Annotated in this window: 19 protein-coding genes; 16 read left to right on the forward strand and 3 right to left on the reverse strand. The window is 38.4% G+C overall.

The genetic code is table 11. The annotated features are described in order from the left end of the window. Positions 1 to 492: 492 nt before the first annotated feature. Positions 493 to 1326 carry an undecaprenyl-diphosphate phosphatase gene (locus EKM78_RS09255; protein WP_125771593.1) on the reverse strand — a complete coding sequence of 278 codons (834 nt, stop codon included), beginning with the start codon at positions 1324 to 1326 and terminating at the stop codon, positions 493 to 495. A gap of 27 nt (positions 1327 to 1353) precedes the next feature. Next, positions 1354 to 2373, reverse strand: a complete 1020-nt coding sequence (locus EKM78_RS09260) for a lactonase family protein (protein WP_125771595.1) — start codon at positions 2371 to 2373, stop codon at positions 1354 to 1356. A 70-nt stretch (positions 2374 to 2443) separates the two neighbouring features. On the opposite strand from EKM78_RS09260, the gene EKM78_RS09265 reads away from it, so the two are divergent. The 13 genes from EKM78_RS09265 to EKM78_RS09325 all read left to right on the forward strand — a co-directional run bounded on the left by EKM78_RS09265 (position 2444) and on the right by EKM78_RS09325 (position 16891). Beyond that, on the forward strand, positions 2444 to 3673 hold the full coding sequence (locus tag EKM78_RS09265; protein WP_125771597.1) for an AI-2E family transporter: 1230 nt from the start codon (positions 2444 to 2446) through the stop codon (positions 3671 to 3673). A 179-nt stretch (positions 3674 to 3852) separates the two neighbouring features. Further along, positions 3853 to 4362, forward strand: a complete 510-nt coding sequence (gene trmL, locus EKM78_RS09270) for a tRNA (uridine(34)/cytosine(34)/5-carboxymethylaminomethyluridine(34)-2'-O)-methyltransferase TrmL (RefSeq protein ID WP_125771599.1) — start codon at positions 3853 to 3855, stop codon at positions 4360 to 4362. Between the two features lie 11 nt (positions 4363 to 4373). After that, a complete protein-coding gene (locus EKM78_RS09275) occupies positions 4374 to 4823 on the forward strand; it encodes a DUF1149 family protein (RefSeq protein WP_125771601.1) in 450 nt (149 codons plus the stop codon). A 78-nt stretch (positions 4824 to 4901) separates the two neighbouring features. Continuing rightward, on the forward strand, positions 4902 to 7334 hold the full coding sequence (locus EKM78_RS09280) for a DNA translocase FtsK (RefSeq protein WP_125771603.1): 2433 nt from the start codon (positions 4902 to 4904) through the stop codon (positions 7332 to 7334). After that, positions 7331 to 8608, forward strand: coding sequence for an EF-P 5-aminopentanol modification-associated protein YfmF (yfmF, locus tag EKM78_RS09285; RefSeq protein ID WP_125771605.1), 1278 nt, complete (start codon positions 7331 to 7333; stop codon positions 8606 to 8608). The genes EKM78_RS09280 and yfmF overlap by 4 nt, the downstream gene beginning before the upstream one ends. A 1-nt stretch (position 8609) precedes the next feature. Next, entirely contained in the window at positions 8610 to 9851 is a 1242-nt protein-coding gene (yfmH, locus tag EKM78_RS09290; RefSeq protein WP_125771607.1) for an EF-P 5-aminopentanol modification-associated protein YfmH, read from the forward strand. Between the two features lies 1 nt (position 9852). Then, entirely contained in the window at positions 9853 to 10572 is a 720-nt protein-coding gene (ymfI, locus tag EKM78_RS09295) for an elongation factor P 5-aminopentanone reductase (RefSeq protein ID WP_125771609.1), read from the forward strand. Between the two features lie 60 nt (positions 10573 to 10632). Beyond that, positions 10633 to 11484 carry a helix-turn-helix domain-containing protein gene (locus tag EKM78_RS09300; RefSeq protein WP_125771611.1) on the forward strand — a complete coding sequence of 284 codons (852 nt, stop codon included), beginning with the start codon at positions 10633 to 10635 and terminating at the stop codon, positions 11482 to 11484. A 94-nt stretch (positions 11485 to 11578) separates the two neighbouring features. Next, positions 11579 to 12163, forward strand: a complete 585-nt coding sequence (gene pgsA / locus EKM78_RS09305; protein WP_125771613.1) for a CDP-diacylglycerol--glycerol-3-phosphate 3-phosphatidyltransferase — start codon at positions 11579 to 11581, stop codon at positions 12161 to 12163. Between the two features lie 24 nt (positions 12164 to 12187). After that, positions 12188 to 12733: a CinA family protein gene (locus EKM78_RS09310; protein ID WP_125771615.1), complete on the forward strand. Its 546-nt coding sequence runs from the start codon at positions 12188 to 12190 to the stop codon at positions 12731 to 12733. Positions 12734 to 12825: 92 nt separating this feature from the next. Then, on the forward strand, positions 12826 to 13908 hold the full coding sequence (gene recA / locus EKM78_RS09315; RefSeq protein ID WP_125771617.1) for a recombinase RecA: 1083 nt from the start codon (positions 12826 to 12828) through the stop codon (positions 13906 to 13908). A 137-nt stretch (positions 13909 to 14045) separates the two neighbouring features. Continuing rightward, positions 14046 to 15611, forward strand: a complete 1566-nt coding sequence (gene rny, locus EKM78_RS09320; RefSeq protein ID WP_125771619.1) for a ribonuclease Y — start codon at positions 14046 to 14048, stop codon at positions 15609 to 15611. Between the two features lie 197 nt (positions 15612 to 15808). Next, positions 15809 to 16891: a glycosyltransferase family 4 protein gene (locus EKM78_RS09325; RefSeq protein ID WP_125771629.1), complete on the forward strand. Its 1083-nt coding sequence runs from the start codon at positions 15809 to 15811 to the stop codon at positions 16889 to 16891. Between the two features lie 57 nt (positions 16892 to 16948). Here EKM78_RS09325 and EKM78_RS09330 read toward each other — a convergent pair whose 3' ends face one another. Beyond that, positions 16949 to 17587, reverse strand: a complete 639-nt coding sequence (locus tag EKM78_RS09330; RefSeq protein ID WP_125771621.1) for a YigZ family protein — start codon at positions 17585 to 17587, stop codon at positions 16949 to 16951. A 32-nt stretch (positions 17588 to 17619) separates the two neighbouring features. Here EKM78_RS09330 and EKM78_RS09335 point away from each other — a divergent pair, with 32 nt between their 5' ends. From EKM78_RS09335 to hpf, 3 genes are all read left to right on the forward strand, one after another. Further along, positions 17620 to 18936: a helicase-related protein gene (locus tag EKM78_RS09335; protein WP_125771623.1), complete on the forward strand. Its 1317-nt coding sequence runs from the start codon at positions 17620 to 17622 to the stop codon at positions 18934 to 18936. Continuing rightward, positions 18933 to 19616, forward strand: coding sequence for a ComF family protein (locus tag EKM78_RS09340; protein ID WP_125771625.1), 684 nt, complete (start codon positions 18933 to 18935; stop codon positions 19614 to 19616). Before EKM78_RS09335 ends, EKM78_RS09340 begins: the two co-directional genes overlap by 4 nt. Positions 19617 to 19713: 97 nt before the next feature. Continuing rightward, entirely contained in the window at positions 19714 to 20262 is a 549-nt protein-coding gene (hpf, locus tag EKM78_RS09345; protein ID WP_125771627.1) for a ribosome hibernation-promoting factor, HPF/YfiA family, read from the forward strand. The last annotated feature ends 174 nt before the right edge of the window (positions 20263 to 20436 follow it).

Below are 20436 nucleotides of genomic sequence, written 5' to 3' on the forward strand. Positions count from 1 at the left end.
GACCTTAGCGAAATGGCCAGTTTCCTCTACGGCATCAAGTGCCAATTTCACTTACGGCGTACATCTCACATTCACCTTATCAAAAAAAGGTGAGTAAATTAATTCTCCGTCAAGAATTAACTTACTCACCTATCTTAACCTGTTTCCTCTTGGCGACGAAGGAGCTTAGAGGAAGGTGCAGTTTTGAAACAAGCGAGCGCCCTTTGCTCGATTGGTTCAAAATGTGCCCACCACGTTCCCGACCTTAGTTGTTCGGTGGCGTAGCCACCACCATAACCGGTTGCGCAAGTGCGTTAGCACTTACGTTCCTTTAACGTATCCCCGGGCCCCGGAGTCGGCATTGAACGTACCAACCAAAATACTACCTCCATCCCAGCAAACCAAACAAACTAACAAAACGTGCCCCAAGCAAAACTCCTCTGTCTGCCATAGCTCTCTTACATTTTTATAAAAAAAGGAGGCCCCTCATCCGAGGAACCTCAAAAAACAATCCTAACCCTTAATAAACCCAAAATAAGCAATAACAATAAGAGCAAGAACAATCCGATACCAACCAAAAGCCTTAAAATCATTCTTCTTAATATAGTTCAACAAGAACTTAATAGAAGCATAGGCTACAATAAACGAAACCACGACACCAACAAGCAAAATAATCACCTGGTCGCCAGTAAATCCAAGTCCCTTATGGAAATAAGATCCAATCCGCAAAAGACTAGCACCGAACATAGTAGGAATAGCCAGGAAGAAAGAAAACTCCGTAGCGACAAACCGTGAAGTTCCGATCGAAATACCACCAAGGATAGTAGCACCAGAACGAGAAGTACCAGGAATCAAAGATAAAACCTGAAACAACCCAATACCAAGTGCAGTCATATAAGACAAATCGTTCAGGTCATTGACCTTAGATTGCTTACCATTAAAGTAATTTTCAACCACGATGAATAAAATACCGTAAATCAATAATGTAGCTGAAATAACTTGCCAACTAGTTAAATTTTGTTCCATCCAATCATTCAAAGGCAAACCAATTACGGCTGCAGGAATGATAGCAACAATAACTTTAAACCAAATTTGCCAAGTTTGATTCTTTTCTTTTTTGGTCTTCTTTGGTGAAAATGGGTTTAATTTATTAAAGTAAATCAAAATTACCGCCAAAATTGCACCAAACTGAATCACTACCATGAACATATCAATAAAGGCTTTGGATTCGTTAAGTTTAACGAATTCGTTTGCTAAATATAAATGCCCCGTTGAACTGATCGGTAGGAATTCCGTAAATCCTTCGACAATGCCGAGGATGATGGTCTTTATAATTTCAATGAGCATGTTCCAATTCTCCTAAATTATTTAAAGCTAGATAAAGTGTACACATACACACTCAGGAATGCCAATATTATCTTGAATAATTGTTAAGATTCCTTTGTTAGGATTGCGTTTGAAAAGTGTCAAGTTATCAGAGTCTTGATTAGCTACCAAGACATATTTTTCAGATGGATCGATTTCAAAATCACGTGGACCTTTACCTTTGACCTTAGTCGTTCCTAAGGACTTTAAGCGATCGCCGTTTTCTTCAATAGCAAAAGTAGCGATCGTATCTGCACCACGAGTGGAAACGTATAAGAATTTAGCATCTTTCGTGATCCGAATAGCTGCAGTTGTATTCTTTTGTTCATCCTTTGCAGCCGAAGCTTCATCAACTAAATTGAAAAATGAATTTTCACTGTCATATTTCAATACCAGCACCTTTGAAGATAATTCACAGGCCACATAAATGAATGGTTTACTAGGATGAAAGACTAGATGACGAGGTGCATATCCTGCTGGAGCAATGTATTCTGTCAGTTGCTTAGGTGCGCTTGGATCAGAGATGTCGTACAAATAGATGCGGTCAGTTCCGTAATCGCAAATGATCAATTTGCCATCAGGCGTCAATGCACTGTAGTGAGGCTTTGATTGATCTTGTTCAGGGCGAGGACCGCTCCCTTCAAAGTCGATCGTTGATAACAATTGAAGCTTGTTGTCATCAGTGATCTTATGAATGGTTACTTTACTCAAGTGGAAGTAGGCGCTGAACACTAAATTATTACTTTTATCTAATTTGATATAAGAAGGGGAGTTTTCCTCTGAGAAATCTTGATCTAATAATTTAGGTTCATCATTTGAAACGTCGTATAAAACGATCCCACCGCCATTTTCACTTTTCGCGACAGCAACCATTTTTAAATCGTTAGTTACATCCAAATAAGTTGGATCCTTTAATTCTAAAATCAATTTTGGCTCTTTTAATTCACCAGTTTCGGTATCTAATTGTGAACGATAGACGCCTTTACCAGTTTTTCGTGTGTAGCCACTTAATAAGACATTTTCTAACATCAAATTACCTCCAAACATGTATACTATACAGTATACTGGTAAACGTAAAATAATTATATGGGGGCCATCCATGAAAGATTCGCAAAAAGAAAAAAGTTGGTTTTATCGCTGGTTTTTGAATAACCAAGCAACGGTTTTACTGATTAATATTTTAATTGTATTTTTGATCATCTTTCTATTTTCGAAAGTCAGCTTCGTTTTCCAACCAGTCGGACAAATTCTTGGAATAACATTGCCACCTGTAATTTTGGCACTGATCTTGTACTATTTAATAAATCCCTTGATCAATGTGTTAGAAAGAAAATTCCACGTAAATCGTATTTTATCGATCTCGGTCGTTTTTATTATCATCGCTGCTTTGATCGTCTGGGGGATCATGTCGTTGATCCCATTGGTCCAAAGTCAGATCGATTCTTTGATCAAGAACTGGCCTAGTTATTGGGATTCAATGAATAAAGGAATCCAACATTTGTTCTCTGACCCCAAGATGCATGCAGTTCAAGAACGTTTAGTCAATATGGACAAGAACATTAGCCGTAGTTTTGAAAAGTCGATGGATTCAATCGTTCCACAAACTTTTAGTAACATCGGCTCAGTCTTCAGTGTCGTGACGAATGTAGTAATGATACTTTTGACAGCACCATTTATTTTGTTTTTCATGCTCAAAGACGAAAAGAAGTTTAAACAGTCGGTCGTTAGGTTCGTACCTGATCGTTTAAAGAAATCTACTGCTGATCTGCTTTCTGAGATCAGCCAATCGCTTAGTTCATACATTACCGGACAGTTGACTGTCGCCTTTTGGGTAGCAGTGATGTTCTTTGTTGGGTATCTTATTATCGGTCAAAGATATGCTTTAGTCTTAGGTATCGTTGCTGGTATTTTGAATTTGATACCTTATGTTGGTTCGACCTTAGCCTTGTTGCCATCGCTAGTTATTGCTGCTTTTATTGCTCCCTCGATGGTCCTAAAAGTCATCATCGTCTTTTTAGTCGAGCAAACGATCGAAACCCGTGTGATCTCACCGATCATCGTTGGTAATAAGATGCAAATGCATCCTGTCACGACTATTTTGGTCTTATTAGTTTCGGCAGGGATGTATGGATTAGTCGGGATGATCGCCGGAATTCCAATTTTTGCCATTTTAAAGATAATTTGTACTCGGATTTTTAATTGGTTCAAGAAGAATTCAAACTGGTATACCGATGAAGAAATTGAAGCAGATAAGCCTGATGATGGTAAGGGAGTCACCCCTACACCACTTGCGAACGCTACAAAAAATTCAAAAAAAGATAACAATTAATTCATAAATGTATTGAATGGGCGGAATCTATGTCATATAATAGTTCTAGACTTTTTCGTTATGTGTTTTTATCAGAAGTTGATTTTGATAAAAGCATGTAATCAGATGAGTTTCATAACGCACGCCCTTGCTGTGGTCTTCACCGAGGGGATGCGTTTTTTTATTTTAAGTAGAAAAACATGACAAATCATATAGCACTTTTTGAACCATTAATGCCTGCAAACACAGGTAATATTGCCCGTACTTGTGCGGGAACTAATACTAAATTGCACTTGATCAGGCCGCTAGGATTTAGTACCGATGATGCACATATGAAACGTGCTGGACTAGATTATTGGGACAAAGTGGATATTACTTACCACGATGATTTGGATGATTTTTTAAATAGTATCCCTGATGATAAATACTTATATTTGATCACCAAGTTCTCCAACAAGGTCTACAGTGATCAAGATTTTAGCGATACGTCACTCGATCATTATTTCTTGTTTGGTAAGGAAACGACAGGATTGCCAGAGAAATTTATGCGTGAAAATCCAGAGAAATGTTTACGTATCCCAATGAGTGATAATATTCGTGCTTTAAATTTAGCTAATACTTGTGCTTTAGTCATTTATGAAGCAGTTAGACAACAACATTTTGCTGGTTTAGAATTAAGTCATCACTACGAGCATGACAAATTAGATTAGGAGACTTTTTAATGAAAACAAGAAAAGGACCTGTTTCAGTTCAATCGTTTCATTATGACATTGCTAACCCTCAAGATGAGATCAAACAAGATTTACAGATCTCGATCGATCATCCTGACCTTCAAGATGAAAAAGGACAACCAATGGATGAATCTGATGGGAAGATCTACCAAGTAGTAGTTCCTTTCGAGATCCATCCACAAGGAGCACCTTTCAAAGTTTCTGGCTTGATCGGCCAAGTAATGCAATTGCTTGATTTTCATGGCGACCCTGAGGACTTAAAGGATAAAGAAGTTCAACAGATCTCTCGCGAAGTAGTTGAATACATCGAGACTTTGACCTATCAAGTTACAGCAGTGACCTTGAACAAGGGAATTTCCTTGAATTTCTCAGCTCAGGATTCAGTCGAGCCAAATGAGGCAGTTAAGAAATTACGTGAAAATAAAAATAAGAAAGATTAAAAAAACGCAGAGATGCGCTTTTTTTGTATCGAAAAACTGTATAATTTTTTAAGATGAAATGTTTAGAGTGAGGTATTTATGGCTAGAAGAAAGTCGACAACGACGCCTAAAAAGAGTCCACGTAAAAACACTAAAAAGAAAAGCGTAGATAATGTTCGTCTGGCCAAATCTTTGATTGGCCTAGGTTTGATTGTTTTTTCTATTTTAGGTTTATTTAAATTGGGGATCGTCGGTAAATTTTACGATAATTTATATCGGATCATTGTTGGAGATAGTTACCAATTTTTACTCCTGATCAGTATTTTTGCAGGAGCCTTTTTGATTGCTACCGGACAATTGCCCAAGATGAATCCTAAACGAAATTTTGGTTTTGTTTTTACATACATGGGGGCTTTGGTAGTCCTACACAAGATCATGTTTTCAAAGTTGGACCTATATCATAATTATAATTTAGTTACTTGGAATACTATTAGCGCCGACATGGCCAATTCCAGTGTCGATCATTCGGTCGGAGGTGGGATGATCGGTTCATACTTGTATAGTATTTGCATGCCATTATTTTCCAATTGGGGAACTAATTTAGTGGCGTTTTTGTTGATATTTATTGGTATTTTGATGTTATTCAATGTATCCATGCAACAAGTCTCAGATGCTATGAAGAGCTTTTTAAAACTTTCCAGAAGTGGCTTACTCAGCATCAAAGAAGCTTTTTCTGGTCAATATGAGAATTATGTCGAAAAGAAAAATGATCCGGAAAAGCCTAAGAAGTCTCGACGCGAGAAAAAAATCGAACGTGAAGATGATAAATATCAAGATGTTAATTCTTTTGCTCGTGATAAAAAAGAACCTGATCCAGAACCAAAACGAGATGAGGATACTGGTTTTACTATCGATATGCCAAATAGTCAGAGTCAAAAGACTCCAGAACCCACACCAGAGGCTTCGACAGGAACGGCCCAGATCATGTCCAAGCCATATGGGATCGACGGTTCGACCGATAAGGATCTGCCTACTCCGCATGCAGGTAGTGAACATCACAGCGTGTCGGACGATGATTATCAATTACCTTCTGCAGACTTATTAAAACAAGTTCCGCAAGTGGATCAAAGTGGCGAAGTTAAATTGATCGATGAGAACAAAGATAAGCTCAAGCAAACTTTCAAGAGTTTCGGAGTCGATGTCGATGTTAAAAAAGCTAGTTTAGGACCAACTATTACCAAATACGAGGTTCAACCGGCTATTGGTGTTAAAGTTAGTAAGATCGTCAATTTAGCCGATGATTTAGCTTTAGCTTTAGCCGCAAAAGATATTCGTATTGAAGCACCGATCCCAGGTAAATCGTTTGTGGGGATCGAGGTTCCTAACAAGACTGTTTCGTCGGTTTCTTTTAGAGATATCACGGAGCATCAAAAAGAAAATAAATCACCATTAGTTGTGCCTTTGGGGAAAGATGTTTCTGGAAATATTATCGAAGCAGATATTACCAAAATGCCCCATTTATTGATCGCTGGTTCGACTGGTAGTGGTAAATCTGTTGCCATCAATACTATCATCACTGGTATTTTGATGAAGGCTAAGCCCAATGAAGTTAAATTGATCTTGATCGATCCGAAGATGGTCGAGCTAAACGTTTATAACGGTATCCCGCATTTATTGATCCCAGTAGTTACCGATGCCAGAAGAGCAGCAGGGGCTTTGCAAAAAGCGGTTACTGAAATGGAACGGCGTTACAAGCTATTTGCTGAGACTAATCACCGTAATATTGGTGAATATAACGATGAAGTTGATGAATTCAATAAGACAGCCCCTGATGATCAAAAGATGGAACGATTGCCATTTATTGTAGTTATTGTCGATGAGCTATCTGATTTGATGATGGTCGCTGGACATGAAGTTGAAGCTGCCATCGTTCGTTTAGCACAAATGGCTCGGGCTGCTGGATTGCACATTATCATTGCTACACAGCGTCCATCAGTTGATGTTATTACTGGTTTGATCAAAGCTAATATCCCATCAAGAATTGCTTTTGCTGTTTCCAGTGGTGTCGATTCAAGAACTATCTTGGATGCAGTTGGTGCTGAAAAACTACTGGGACGAGGAGACATGCTCTTTCAACCAATTGGAAAGAGTAAACCAGTTCGTCTTCAAGGTGCTTTTATTTCTGAAGAGGAAGTGGAGAATGTCGTTAACTTCGTCAGCTCGCAACAACAAGCAGAGTATGATCAAGACATGATCCCAACAGATGTCTCTGAAGAAGACGGTAAAGGCGATGGTGAAAAGCCAAATGATGAGTATTGGGATGATGCGGTTGATTTGATTGTTCAACAACAGTCTGCTAGTGTCTCAATGTTGCAAAGAAGATTTGCTATAGGGTACAACCGTGCCGCCAGGATCGTTGATCAAATGGAAGAAAAAGGCATCGTCGGACCTCCTGAAGGCAGCAAACCAAGGAAAGTCTTATTAACTCCAGAACAGCTAGAAACTATTCGGAAAAAACAGGTGAAAAATTGAGAGAAGTTTTAGCAAAAAATGTCGTATTAAACGTCAAACCATTGACGCAATTTAGAACAATCAAGATTCAAATCGATTTTTTACGTCCGATCAACAAAGATGAATCGACGAAAAGACGATTATTAGCCAACGTTTTGAGTAATTCAACTGAGAAGTATCCCAGTTTTAAAGCGATCAATGATCGTGAAATGGAATTATATGGTGCCGAGGTCAACGCCTACACTAGATCACTGCTCAATTTTAATGATTTAGGATTTAGCGTTGAATTTGCTGATCCAAGTTTTTTGATCGGTGACACGAAGCAAATTGAGAATAATCTGGATCTTTTAGGAGAAATTATTTTTCAGCCTAATTTAGCTGGAGATGATGAATTTGATAACACAGCCTTTGATGTTGAGAAACGGAATATGTTGTCTAATTTGCAAGCGATCCAAGACAATCAAGATCTTGTGAGCATGTTAGAATTATCCAAGCTGATCCATCAAGATGAGCCGAATAAGCTCGTGCCAATTTTCGGTGATGAAAGTCAATTACGTGCCTTAACTAATGCGGAACTGTTGGATTATTACCAAGATGCCATCAACAATGATTTTGTTTTGATCAATGTTGTGGGAAATGTTGACCCTGAAAATTTTGCACAATTAGTTAAGCAAAAATTTTCTGGAAAATTATTACAACAAGAACGTAATGATATCGAGATCAAATTTGAGTCATTCGATAAATTGATCAAAGATCCATCTCATGGTCAAGATCACAAGAAAGTCAATCAAAGTCGCTTGGCTATTGGCTATTACGTGAATAAAATCGATAAAGGATTTAGCCATTTGGCACCACAAGCGATGAACTTGATCCTCGGTGGCGATGATCAGTCACAATTGTTCTTGCAAGTTCGTGAAAAGAACAGTTTAGCTTATTCAGTATCGAGTAGCTATGCGCCCAATAATCATTTATTGACCATTACAGCGGGACTCGATGCCAAGACCATCGACCAAGCGTTATCGCTGATCAATGTGCAGCTTGATTACATGCGTTCAGGAAAATTTACTGACGAACAGATCGAACATGCCAAGAAAGTCTTGTTCACTCGTCGACAAGTTGGTTCAGACAATATTCAATTTCATATTATGAGAAGCATTTGGGAGTCAGTTTATCCTAAAACCATTCTCTCAGAAGCTGAATACAAAAAAGAATTAGACAAATTGGATCGTAAACATATTATTGCTGCTGCAAATAACATACATTTAATTGCCGATTACAAACTGATAGGAGAGTAGAATGGCCAAAAAACTTCAAAAATACATTAAAACATTACCTAATGGATTTAAGGTCACGGCTGTTCCATTACCTGGCTATAAGCAAACTTACACTGTAGCTATGGCCAACTTTGGCTCAGTCGATACTAATTTAGGTCAAGGAAAATATTTGCCAGCCGGGATCGCCCATTTTATTGAACATAAATTATTTGCCAAGCCTGGCTATGACGTATCAGAAAAGTTCGCTAAATACGGTGCTAATTCAAATGCATATACGAGCTACACGAAAACGGCATATTTATTTCAGACTTTAGAAAATCCCTACGAAAATTTAAAGATCTTATTAGATTTATTTCAGCATCCATACTTCACTGAGGACAACGTCAATTCAGAGCGGGGTATTATCAATCAAGAGATCCAAATGTACTTGGATATGCCTGAATGGGTTTTGGAACAACGTATCTTAGGTCAACTTTATCCGAATGATCCGATCTCTTTTGATATCGCAGGTAGTACGGCTTCACTACAACAGATCAACAAAGATAATTTACTGGCAACTTATCAAAATGGTTATCGCCCCAACAATATGGACCTGGTTCTCGTCGGGGACGTTGATTTTGATAAAGTAGTGTCGATCGTTGAAGCTTCACCTTTTGAACAAATGGATGAGCAGACTGATATCAAACCGAATAAGTTCCTTCAAATTGGTGCTGGTGGGCAAGAGTCCATGAAAATCAGTCAGAGTCGCTCTGCATTTGGTATAAGAGTGGATACTAAATTGACCGGTTATGAATTAGTCAAATATCAATATATTTTAAATATGATCATGGAAACATTGATCGGCGAATCTTCGACTAATTATCAGTCCATGACAAATAAAAATATTATTGACGATAGTTTTTCTTATAATGTTGTTGCAGAAAATGGCTATTGTTTTATCATTGTTAGTGGATCGACAAATAAACCTGATGAATTTCAAAATCATTTAAGGGAATATTTCTTAAAGAATGATCTAGATAAGATCTTGACAAAGGATAAATTTGAGCGGATTCGTCGTGATGCTATCGGAGCTTATTTGTTTGCACAAAATTCTCCTGATGCTATCGCTAATCAAATCGCTGAATTGCAATTTTATGATGTCGATTATTTACAATTGGTCCAGTTGCTAAACTCCACTACATTAGACGAAGTTTTAGCAACTTCAAAAGAAATTTTTAAAGAGAATAAATTTACTTATTATAATTTGATTGCGGATGGAAAATAATATGTACGCATTGATTTTGGGAAGTTCTGGCGATATTGGAGCAGCCACAGCTAAGAATTTGGCTGAGAAGGGTTGGTCGCTTTATCTCCACTACAATAAAAATAAAGCACGTATCCAAAAACTATTGGAAGAATTGACAACAAGTTATCCTCAGCAGGATTTCATTCCAGCTCAGTATGATATGGAAAGTGATCATGTCGAGAAACTAGTTTCACAAATTTTTGGATTAGACGCGATTATTTTTGCCCAAGGAAACACTTATTATAAATTGCTAGTTGATATGGATGAGCAGGAACTTGATTCTTTGTGGAATATTCATATCAAACAACCGATATTGATTTTAAAGGAATTACAAGATAAATTAGCGCAAAAGCATCACGGTCGTATCGTCTTCATCGGTTCGATCTACGGAAAAATAGGCTCGGCGATGGAAGTCGTATATAGTACCGTTAAAGGTGCGATGTCTTCGTTTGCGGACGCATACGCTAAAGAAGTGGCTTCTTTGGGGATCTCTGTCAATGTCGTTGCACCCGGAGCGGTCGATACGAAAATGAACAATGAATTTTCCAGTGAAGAACTGGAAAAAGTCCGAGAAGAGATCCCAGCAGATCGGTTGGCTAATTCAACTGAAATTGCTGATCTAGTAGGTTATTTAGTTCAAATTAAGTCGAATTATTTAACGGGACAAACGATTTATTTTGCTGGCGGTTGGCTTTTGTAATCTCGCCGGTAATACTTATGATATGTTATACTTATAAAAATTAGTTAATGGTGGTATGAAATGGACGAAATTGGCCAAAAGTTAAGAAATGCCCGTATTAAAAAGGGATACACAATTGATGACTTACAACAAGTCACAAAGATTCAAAAGAGATATTTGATTGCCATTGAAGAAGGTCAATTTGATCATCTTCCAGGTGATTTTTATGTCCGTGCATTTATTAAGCAATATTGTGAAGCTGTTGATCTAGACAGTAATGAATTGCTTGATGAATACAAAGCTGAGATCCCAGATTCACAGCCGCATGATGTGGCAGAAGAATCTGGCAATACTCAAAAGAGAGCCGTTGAAAGCAAATCAGATGGATTCTTTGCGAAGATGCGTAACTACATTCCACAAATAATTGTTGGGATCGTAGTTATCGTTATTATCGGTGTGATCGTATTTGGTATGGTCAACAAGAGCAAGAATTCTTCACAAGTGACAATTCCTAAAGATACTTCAAGTCAAACCACGACTAAGAAGTCCACATCTAAAGAAAAGAAAGACACGACTAAGAAGAAACAAGCAGCTAAGAAAGATACTGACACCGTAATTGTTAAAGAAAGCAGTACCGAGGGTACTTATGATGTCAAGAATCTTCCAGCTGATAAGCCTTTCGACGTTGTCGTTTCGGCTGATGGCGGACAAGCTTGGGTTTCCTTCACTGAAGACTCAACGATGTCATGGCAACAAGCAATCGCATCTGGTGACAAGAAGACTACAAGTGTTCCAGCAACTACTAAGAAGGTAGTTGTTCACACCGGTGATATTTCGAAGACTAAGATTTCGGTTGCAGGAAAAGATGTTGATTTAGGTAATACTAATAGTAGTTCTTCAATTGTAAGGACGTTAACATTCAACATTGAATAAGTTTTTAGCAAAAAGTAGCGCATGATTTATTAGTAAGTCTGCGCTATTTCTGGCTAGTCGAGGAATAACTTTTTTAATACGGAGGAATCTAACAATGGAATGGAATTTACCCAATAAGTTAACTATGTTTAGAATCATTTTGATCCCAGTTTTTATTATTTTGTTGGCGTTTAGCTGGGAAAACTGGGGAGACATTTACGTACTGAATGACTTGATCCCTGTAAATCACGTCGTCGCAACAATTGTCTTTATCATCGCATCATTGACAGACCTAGCAGATGGTAAGATTGCACGTAAGAATCACATAGTTACAAATTTTGGTAAATTTGCGGATACTTTAGCTGACAAGATGTTAACTTTAACAGCTTTTGTTTTCCTAGTTGAGCTCAAGATGGCTCCAGCTTGGGTCGTTGCCTTGATCCTTTGCCGTGAGTTAGCTGTAACGGGATGGAGAACTATTGTCCTGGAGCAAGGTGGTAAAGTAATGGCCGCCCAAATGCCTGGTAAAATCAAAACTACTACACAAATGTTAGCTATTATTTTCTTATTGATGCACAATATCTTCTTCTCAGCTATTAATTTCCCAATTGGAGAAATATTCTTATACATCTGCCTATTCTTCACATTGTATTCAGGAGCAGATTACTTTATTCAAAGTCGAGAAATTTTTACAAAATAAATACGTAATTTAGAAGTGAGAACAATGGAAAAAAAAATTTTTGAGAATTTTCGTGAACAAATCGAAACGGCAAATTTTGAAAATGGTATACCTGAAGAATATGCCCATATCCCAGAAGAGGTAGTCAATAAGCTTTTGGACGACAAAAAGACCATAACCGCTGCTGAAAGCATTACCGCAGGTCTATTTCAGTCGACGATCGCTAGTGTCCCACATGCATCAACTGTGTTTGAAGGTGGATACGTGACTTATTCTGATGCGATGAAGGAGAAGATGCTTCATATTCCTTCTAAGGTCATTAAAGTCCATACAGTGGTCAGTGCACCGGTTGCTCAACAAATGGCTGAGTCGACAGCTGTGATCCTTAGAAAAGACTTGGGAGTGGGTATTACTGGAGTTGCTGGACCAGATCCATTAGAAGGTAGCCCAGTCGGAACTGTTTTCATCGGGGTCTATGATAAATTGAAGAATTCTGTTGATGTGAAGGAATTTCACTTTGATGGAAGCCGCAACGCAGTTCGTCGGAAGGCTGTTATTTCTGCCCTTGTACTCGTACGCGAAGTTGCATAAAGGAAAAAGCGAACAAATGTTTGCTTTTTTCTTGCTTTTTTAGTCAAATACTAATACTATTTAAATTGATAAAGCATTAGGAGGAAGACAATTTGGCAAAAGATGAACGTCAAAAAGCATTAGATGTTGCCCTTAAGAAGATCGAAAAGGACTTCGGTAAAGGAGCAATTATGCGAATGGGAGATGATTTGAATACACAAATTCAAACTGTCTCATCTGGTTCACTAGCTCTCGACAATGCTCTCGGTGTTGGGGGATTCCCTCGAGGACGTATCGTGGAGATCTATGGACCTGAAAGTTCTGGTAAAACAACAGTAGCCTTGCACGCCGTTGCTGAGGTACAAAAGCAAGGCGGTACTGCAGCATATATTGATGCTGAAAATGCCATGGATCCTGCCTATGCCACAGCTCTAGGAGTAAACATCGATGATTTACTTCTTTCGCAACCTGATACTGGTGAACAAGGATTAGAGATCGCTGATGCCTTAGTATCTAGTGGTGCCGTTGATATTGTGGTCGTTGACTCTGTAGCAGCCTTAGTTCCACGTGCTGAAATTGAGGGTGAAATGGGTGACTCCCACGTTGGTTTACAGGCCCGTTTAATGTCACAAGCATTGCGTAAACTTTCGGGTTCGATCAACAAGACGAAGACTATTGCCTTATTCATTAACCAGATCCGTGAAAAGGTCGGTATCATGTTTGGTAACCCTGAGACAACTCCAGGTGGTCGAGCATTGAAGTTCTACTCGACTATTAGACTTGAAGTTCGTCGTTCAGAACAGATCAAAGATGGAAGCGACGTTATTGGTAATAAGACCAAGATAAAAGTCGTTAAGAACAAGGTTGCTCCACCATTCAAAGTGGCTATCGTTGATATCATGTATGGTAAAGGTATCTCGAAGACTGGTGAGTTAGTTGATATGGCTGTTGACAAGGATATTATCAATAAAGCTGGATCCTGGTACTCATATCAAGATGAACGGATCGGCCAAGGTCGTGAGAACGCTAAGACCTTCCTTGCAGAAAATCCAGAGAAAATGGACGAAATTATGTCCAAAGTACGTGCTGCGTACAATATGGATGGTCAAGCAGATGACGATAAATCTGAAGACGATGCAAATAATAAAGATGCCGAGAAAGCCGACACAGACGGCAATACAGACAAAGAAGCCTAATTTGGGCTTCTTTTTTTTGCAGATTCTTTTGTTGACAGACGGATTTTATTCTATAATATAAAGTTGTATGTAAAAGTTTTGTATATTTTAAGATTTTACAAACAGATCAAACAAGTTAATAAAGTGGAGGTGATGGCATGCCGAATGCTATCATAACCCTCTTTTTTGCCTTAATAACACTGATCGTAGGAGCTTTTTTCGGATATGCTCTCTGCAAAGACTCTTACGAGAAGAAACTTTCACAAGCTAAGCAAACAGCTGAAGATATTATTTCTGATGCGAAAAAGTCAGCCAAGTCTTTGAAGAAAGAAGCACTTCTTGAAGCAAAAGACGAGGCTCACCAATATCGTGAAAAACAAGAAAGCGAACTGAATGAACGTCGTCGTGACGTTAAGAAACAGGAAGATCGTAATCTCGAGCGTCAAGATATTTTGGATCGTAAAGATCAATCACTAGAAAAACGTGAGACAAATATTGAGAAGAATGAGAATAATATTCAAGCTAAAGAAAAACAACTTGATGAAAAAGATAAACAATTGACTGATACTCTTGATGAACAAAAAGCGGAATTAACGAGAGTAAGTAACTTGACTAGAGACGAAGCACGTCAAATAATTTTAAATGAACTTAATGAGAAATTAACTCATGAACGAGCAACAATGATCAAAGAAAGCAATGAACAAGCACGTCAATATGCTGATAAAGATGCTAAAGCTTTGATTGTTGCTGCTATTCAGCGTAGTGCCGCTGATACGGTTTCTGAATCGACTGTAACTACCGTTACCTTGCCTAATGAAGACATGAAGGGACGTATTATTGGTCGTGAAGGACGCAATATTAGAACTATCGAAGCTTTGACAGGAGTAGATTTGATTATCGACGATACTCCAGAAGCTGTCGCTTTGAGTGCCTTTGATCCGATCAGAAGAGAGATCGCACGGATGGCACTTGAGAAATTGATCGAGGATGGACGGATCCATCCAGCCCGGATCGAAGAAATGGTCGATAAAGCTCGTAAAGAGATGGACGACCATATTCGTGAAGTTGGTGAACAAACAATTTATAGTTTGGGCATTAGCTCGATCAATCCTGATTTAATTAAAATTATTGGACGTATGCAATATCGTACTAGTTATGGTCAAAATGTTTTGAGTCACTCAATTGAAGTAGCTAAGTTATCCGCTGTTATGGCTGGTGAATTGGGTGAAGATGTTACTTTAGCAAAACGAGCAGGGTTATTACACGACATAGGTAAATCTATTGATCGTGAAGTAGATGGCTCACACGTAGAGATAGGTGTGGATATAGCCACTAAGTATAAAGAACCAGAAGTAGTTGTGAATACAATTGCTTCGCATCACGGGGATGTCGCACCGACCTCAATGATCGCAACGATCGTCGCTGCAGCAGATGCAATTTCTGCAGCTAGACCTGGTGCAAGATCAGAGTCAATGGAAAACTACATTCACCGTTTGGAAAAACTGGAAGAAATTGCCAATGGACATGAGGGCGTTGATCACTGTTATGCTATTCAAGCCGGACATGAAATTCGTGTCATGGTCAAACCTGAAGAGATCTCAGATGATCAAGCAGCAATTCTTTCACGTGACATTAAAAACGAAATCGAAGACAATCTTGAGTATCCAGGACACATTAAAGTTACCGTTGTTCGGGAAGTTCGCAAGGTTGAATTAGCTAAATAGGTTTTTTATGGGAGATAGTGAAATCACTATCTTTTTTTATTGGAAACGAGTTACAGAAGATAGCGGCCTGTGGTTTAGAGACTAGCAGCTGAGCATCACCTTTCACTCTCTTTTTTTTATATTTTTTTGGTATTAGTCCATGGTATTGGTATAATTGATATTATTATTGGAAAGTAGGTTTATGAGAAATGTCGAGTATGTTTAGCGTGATCGTGAAGTTATTTGTGACGATGATTATTTCAGCCATAATAACTCCCTTCGTCATCAAACTTGCCTATATTTTGGGGGCGGTGGACAATCCCAATGCCCGGCGAGTGAATAAGAAACCAATGCCAACCATGGGAGGATTGGCAATTTTTATTGCCTTTACCTTCTCGACATTTGTTTTGTTGAGAAATCAATTTCCGAGTCATGAATTATTCAGTGTCTTTTTAGCTGAGGTGATCATTATTTTGACTGGTATCATCGATGATATAAGAGAGCTATCACCCAAGGCTAAGATGGCAGGTATCTTTGCGGCATCATTGGTTATTTATTTCTTGGCTGGTATTCGGATGAATGAGATCGTTATCCCATTCTTAGGAACCTTCCAGCTTGGTTGGTGGAGTTTCCCAATTACTATCATCTGGATATTAGCGATCACCAATGCGGTCAACTTGATCGATGGTCTGGATGGGCTTGCCACTGGGGTATCGATCATTGCGTTGTTCACCATGGGGGTCGTCGGATATTTCTTCCTCAACTTCTCCAATGTGTACGTTTCAATTTGGATCTTTGCTATGGTTGCCTCTCTCGTGGGCTTTTTGCCACACAATTTCCATCCGGCAAGTATTTTCTTAGGTGACACCGGAGCTTTATTTATTGGATTCATGATCGCCGTCTTTTCTTTGAAGGGGCTCAAGAACGTAACTTTCGTTACTATGTTGATCCCAGTAGTTATCTTAGGAGTTCCGATCACAGATACTGTTTATGCAATGTTGCGACGCTTCTTAAACAAAAAACCGATCACGCAAGCAGATAAGCATCATTTGCATCATCGATTGATGCAATTAGGACTGTCTCATCGTCAAACAGTTTTAGTTATCTATGGATTAGCTTTAGTCTTTGCCTTTATTTCCTTATTGTTGCCACTATCTAATTTCTGGGGCAGTTTATTATTAGCAATAGCCTTACTGATCGGGCTCGAATTGTTTGTCGAGTCGATCGGGTTGATGGGAGACGATCGTCAGCCGCTGTTGCACTCAATTCAAAAATTTATCAAACGCTTAGAGAAAAAATAAAAAAAGCGAAGTATTTTGAGTTTTGCTCAATTTACTTCGTTTTTTTGAATGAAATTTTTAATGTGCTGAGATCGGTACTTGCTTGAATTCCTGCTCGGTTTTTTCGAAATGAATTTGATTTTGAAAATTATCGATGATTTTTTGCTTTTCTTCAGTTTCGGATGTTAAATCAAAAAAGATTTCAACACTGACATCCGTGGAAAACTGTTTATTTTCCAATGCTAAGTTTTCATTTTTAGCATAATTTTCAAATTTATCGTAGAGATGATAGGGAATGTTCAAGGTGTAGCCTTGCTGCAAGCGGTTTTCGACTAAACCGATTTCTTTGATCCCTTCAGCGGTAGTTGAGGAGTATGCTCGGATCAATCCTCCGGCACCTAATTTGATACCCCCAAAATATCTGGTGACAACGGCAGTGACATTTTGTAATTCTTGCTGTTGAAGGACATTTAAGATCGGAGAACCAGCAGTTCCACTAGGTTCACCATCATCAGACATACGCTCGATCAAAACATTTTCGGAAACGATGAAGGCGAAACAATTATGGGTCGCGGAAGCTTCTTGTTGACGAATTTTCTCGATGAAGGCATTAGCTTCTTTCTCTGAATTAGTTTGAGCAAGATGGACTATGAATTTCGATTTCTTGATCTCTTTTAAATAACTATCAGCTTGAGCAATAGTTTTGTAATTTTTCAAAAATTTACCTCTTCTCTTGCGTAATTTAAGTTATGGAAAATATTAATGAGTATTTAGGTGGTAGGATCACTAATACTAGATTACTAACACCGCAGCAAATAAGTCAATTATTACATTGTGGAGCAAAGCTTTATCCTGCAACTTTTTCAAGGGAGGGTCACCTTTATTGTCGACGTTGTTTTAGTACGATCGATCTGGATGACTTTCGAAAGATCCAACCATATTGTCGAAAATGTATTAATTTCGGCAAGCTTTTGGTGAATGATCAAATATTGATCACAGATGGAAGCTTGAATTTTCCAGCAGACCAAATAATGACTTGGCAAGGCCAACTAACTGATCAACAAAGTAGAGTTTGTCACGAAGTCCTCAAATCATACCAAAACAACCAAGATCATTTGATCTGGGCAGTAACGGGTGCAGGGAAGACCGAGATTATTTTCCCACTGATCAAGCAGATAATTGATAATGGCCAGAGGGTGGCGATTTGTTCGCCACGGATCGATGTTTGTATTGAATTATTTCCACGATTGCAGCAAGCGTTTGCTCAGACTACGATTGGTCTATTTCATGGAAAAAATGAGCAACAATATTTTCCTTGCCAAATAATGATCGCAACCGTTCATCAATTGGTGCGTTTTGAAAAAGCCTTCGACGTTTTGATAGTGGATGAAGTTGATTCATTTCCTTTGGCGGGAGATGAGATGTTACATCGTGCAATTATCAAAGCTAAAAAGGTTTCGGGGACGATTTTGTACTTATCAGCTACACCGCCGATGGAACTATTAAAACAAGTCAAACAAAACCAACTTCACCTCTCAAAATTATACCGGAGATTTCATGGTCATCCATTACCAGAACCTAAATGTCACCTTTTATTAAGACCGAGTAATTTTTTGCAAATAAATCCAAGAATTAAATGGCTAATACAGCGAGCGGTCAAAGCTAGCGAACGTTTGATGATATTTTTTCCAAGGATCCCCGATATGTTGATCTTTGAACGCTCACTCAAACGTCTGTTACCGCAAGTATCGATCTTGTCCGTTAGTTCCAAAGATGATCAACGAATCGAAAAAGTCCAGCGATTTCGGAATAAAGAGGCACAAATCATTTTGACGACCACGATCCTAGAGCGCGGGGTGACCTTTCCCAAAATAGAAGTATTAGTGATCGATGCAGACGCTCCAGAATTTTCCAAAACGGCATTGATCCAAATTGCAGGAAGGGCGGGTCGTGATAAAGGTCATCCTGATGATGAAGTCCATTTGTATTATCAATTTTATACTGAAAAAATCAGTGCAGTGTGTCGAGAGATCAAATCAGTTAATCAACAGGCGGGATTAAAATGAGTAATTGCTTAAATTGTGGACAGAACATCAGTAAAAAATTAAATTTATCAGAAATTTTTTTGTGGAATGAAATGACCAGCTCAAAGCTTTGCTCATATTGTCAAAAGCAACTAGTAACCTTGCCAGATAAGGAACATTGTCCAAACTGTTTCAAATTAGGCAGCCGAGAAATTTGTTTGGATTGTGTGATTTGGCAAAATAAATATAAAATATTTAATCAACATTTTGCAATTTATGAGTATAATCAATTTATACATGATTATTTTAAAAGCTATAAACGATATGGTGATGTTTTATTAGCACAACTCTTTGCTAGTGAGATCAAGCGTTGGAGCAAGCAATTCAAATTTGACTTAATCACTTATATACCTAGTAGTGCCAGCCACTTTAACAAACGCGGTTTCGATCCGGTTTATGAATTGTACAAGGATATTTTTCAATTGACCCCAGTTTTTGAGAAAGTTGATGCCGATAAGCCTCAAGCTCAAAAGAACAAGCAGGAGCGAATGAACACGCCCCAGACTTTCAAGATTCGCTCAGATTTTCGGCAAAAAGATCATGATATGCAAATCTTGATCGTGGACGATATATACACGACAGGGCGTACAATATTGCATGCACGCCAATTGTTGTATTCGCAAGGTTTTCAAAAAATTCAGACTTTTTCATTAACTCGTTAGTGAAAACGTTGCCAGTTTGCCTATAGAATTATATAATCAATGTGAAGAGTTATTCTTGGCTCTTAGTAATTCCGAAACACCGGAAGGAGAGATTTTTATGTTAACAATTAACGTACGTGGCGAAAATATCGAGGTAACACCTGCGATCCGTGATTATGTAGAGAAGAAACTTTCCAAAATGGAAAAATACTTTAGTCCAAACAGTAATCCTATTGCTCATGTAAATTTGAAAATTTATCCATCAAAAGGTACTAAAGTTGAAGTTACGATTCCATTACCATATATCACGTTAAGAGCTGAGGAAATGAACGATGATATGTATGCCGGCGTGGATTTGGTCATCGATAAACTTGAAAGACAAATTAGAAAATTTAAGACTAAGGTTAACCGTAAAGACCGTGAGCAACCAGGTATCAAGGATATTCCACTTGATGATATTCCTGAAGCAGACGCTAAAGAGGATAAGTCAGAAATCGTTAGAACTAAGCGTTTGTCATTGAAACCTATGGATGCTGAGGAAGCTGTGTTACAAATGGAAATGCTTGGACATGAGTTCTTTATTTTTGAGGATGCTGAGACTAATGGTGCTAGCATTGTTTACAAGCGTAACGACGGTAAGTATGGTTTGATCGAAACAAATGAATAGTTATTAACAATAGCTTTGATCGGAGTGATCAAGGCTATTTTTTTTGCAAAGATGTAAGAGAGCTATGGCAGACAGAGGAGTTTTGCTTGGGGCACGTTTTGTTAGTTTGTTTGGTTGTTGGGTGTGGAGGTTGTAGTTTGGTTGCTACGTTCAATGCCGACTCCGGGGCCCGGG

It is taken from the genome of Companilactobacillus furfuricola, assembly GCF_003946325.1.
In the GTDB taxonomy this organism is placed as follows: domain Bacteria; phylum Bacillota; class Bacilli; order Lactobacillales; family Lactobacillaceae; genus Companilactobacillus; species Companilactobacillus furfuricola.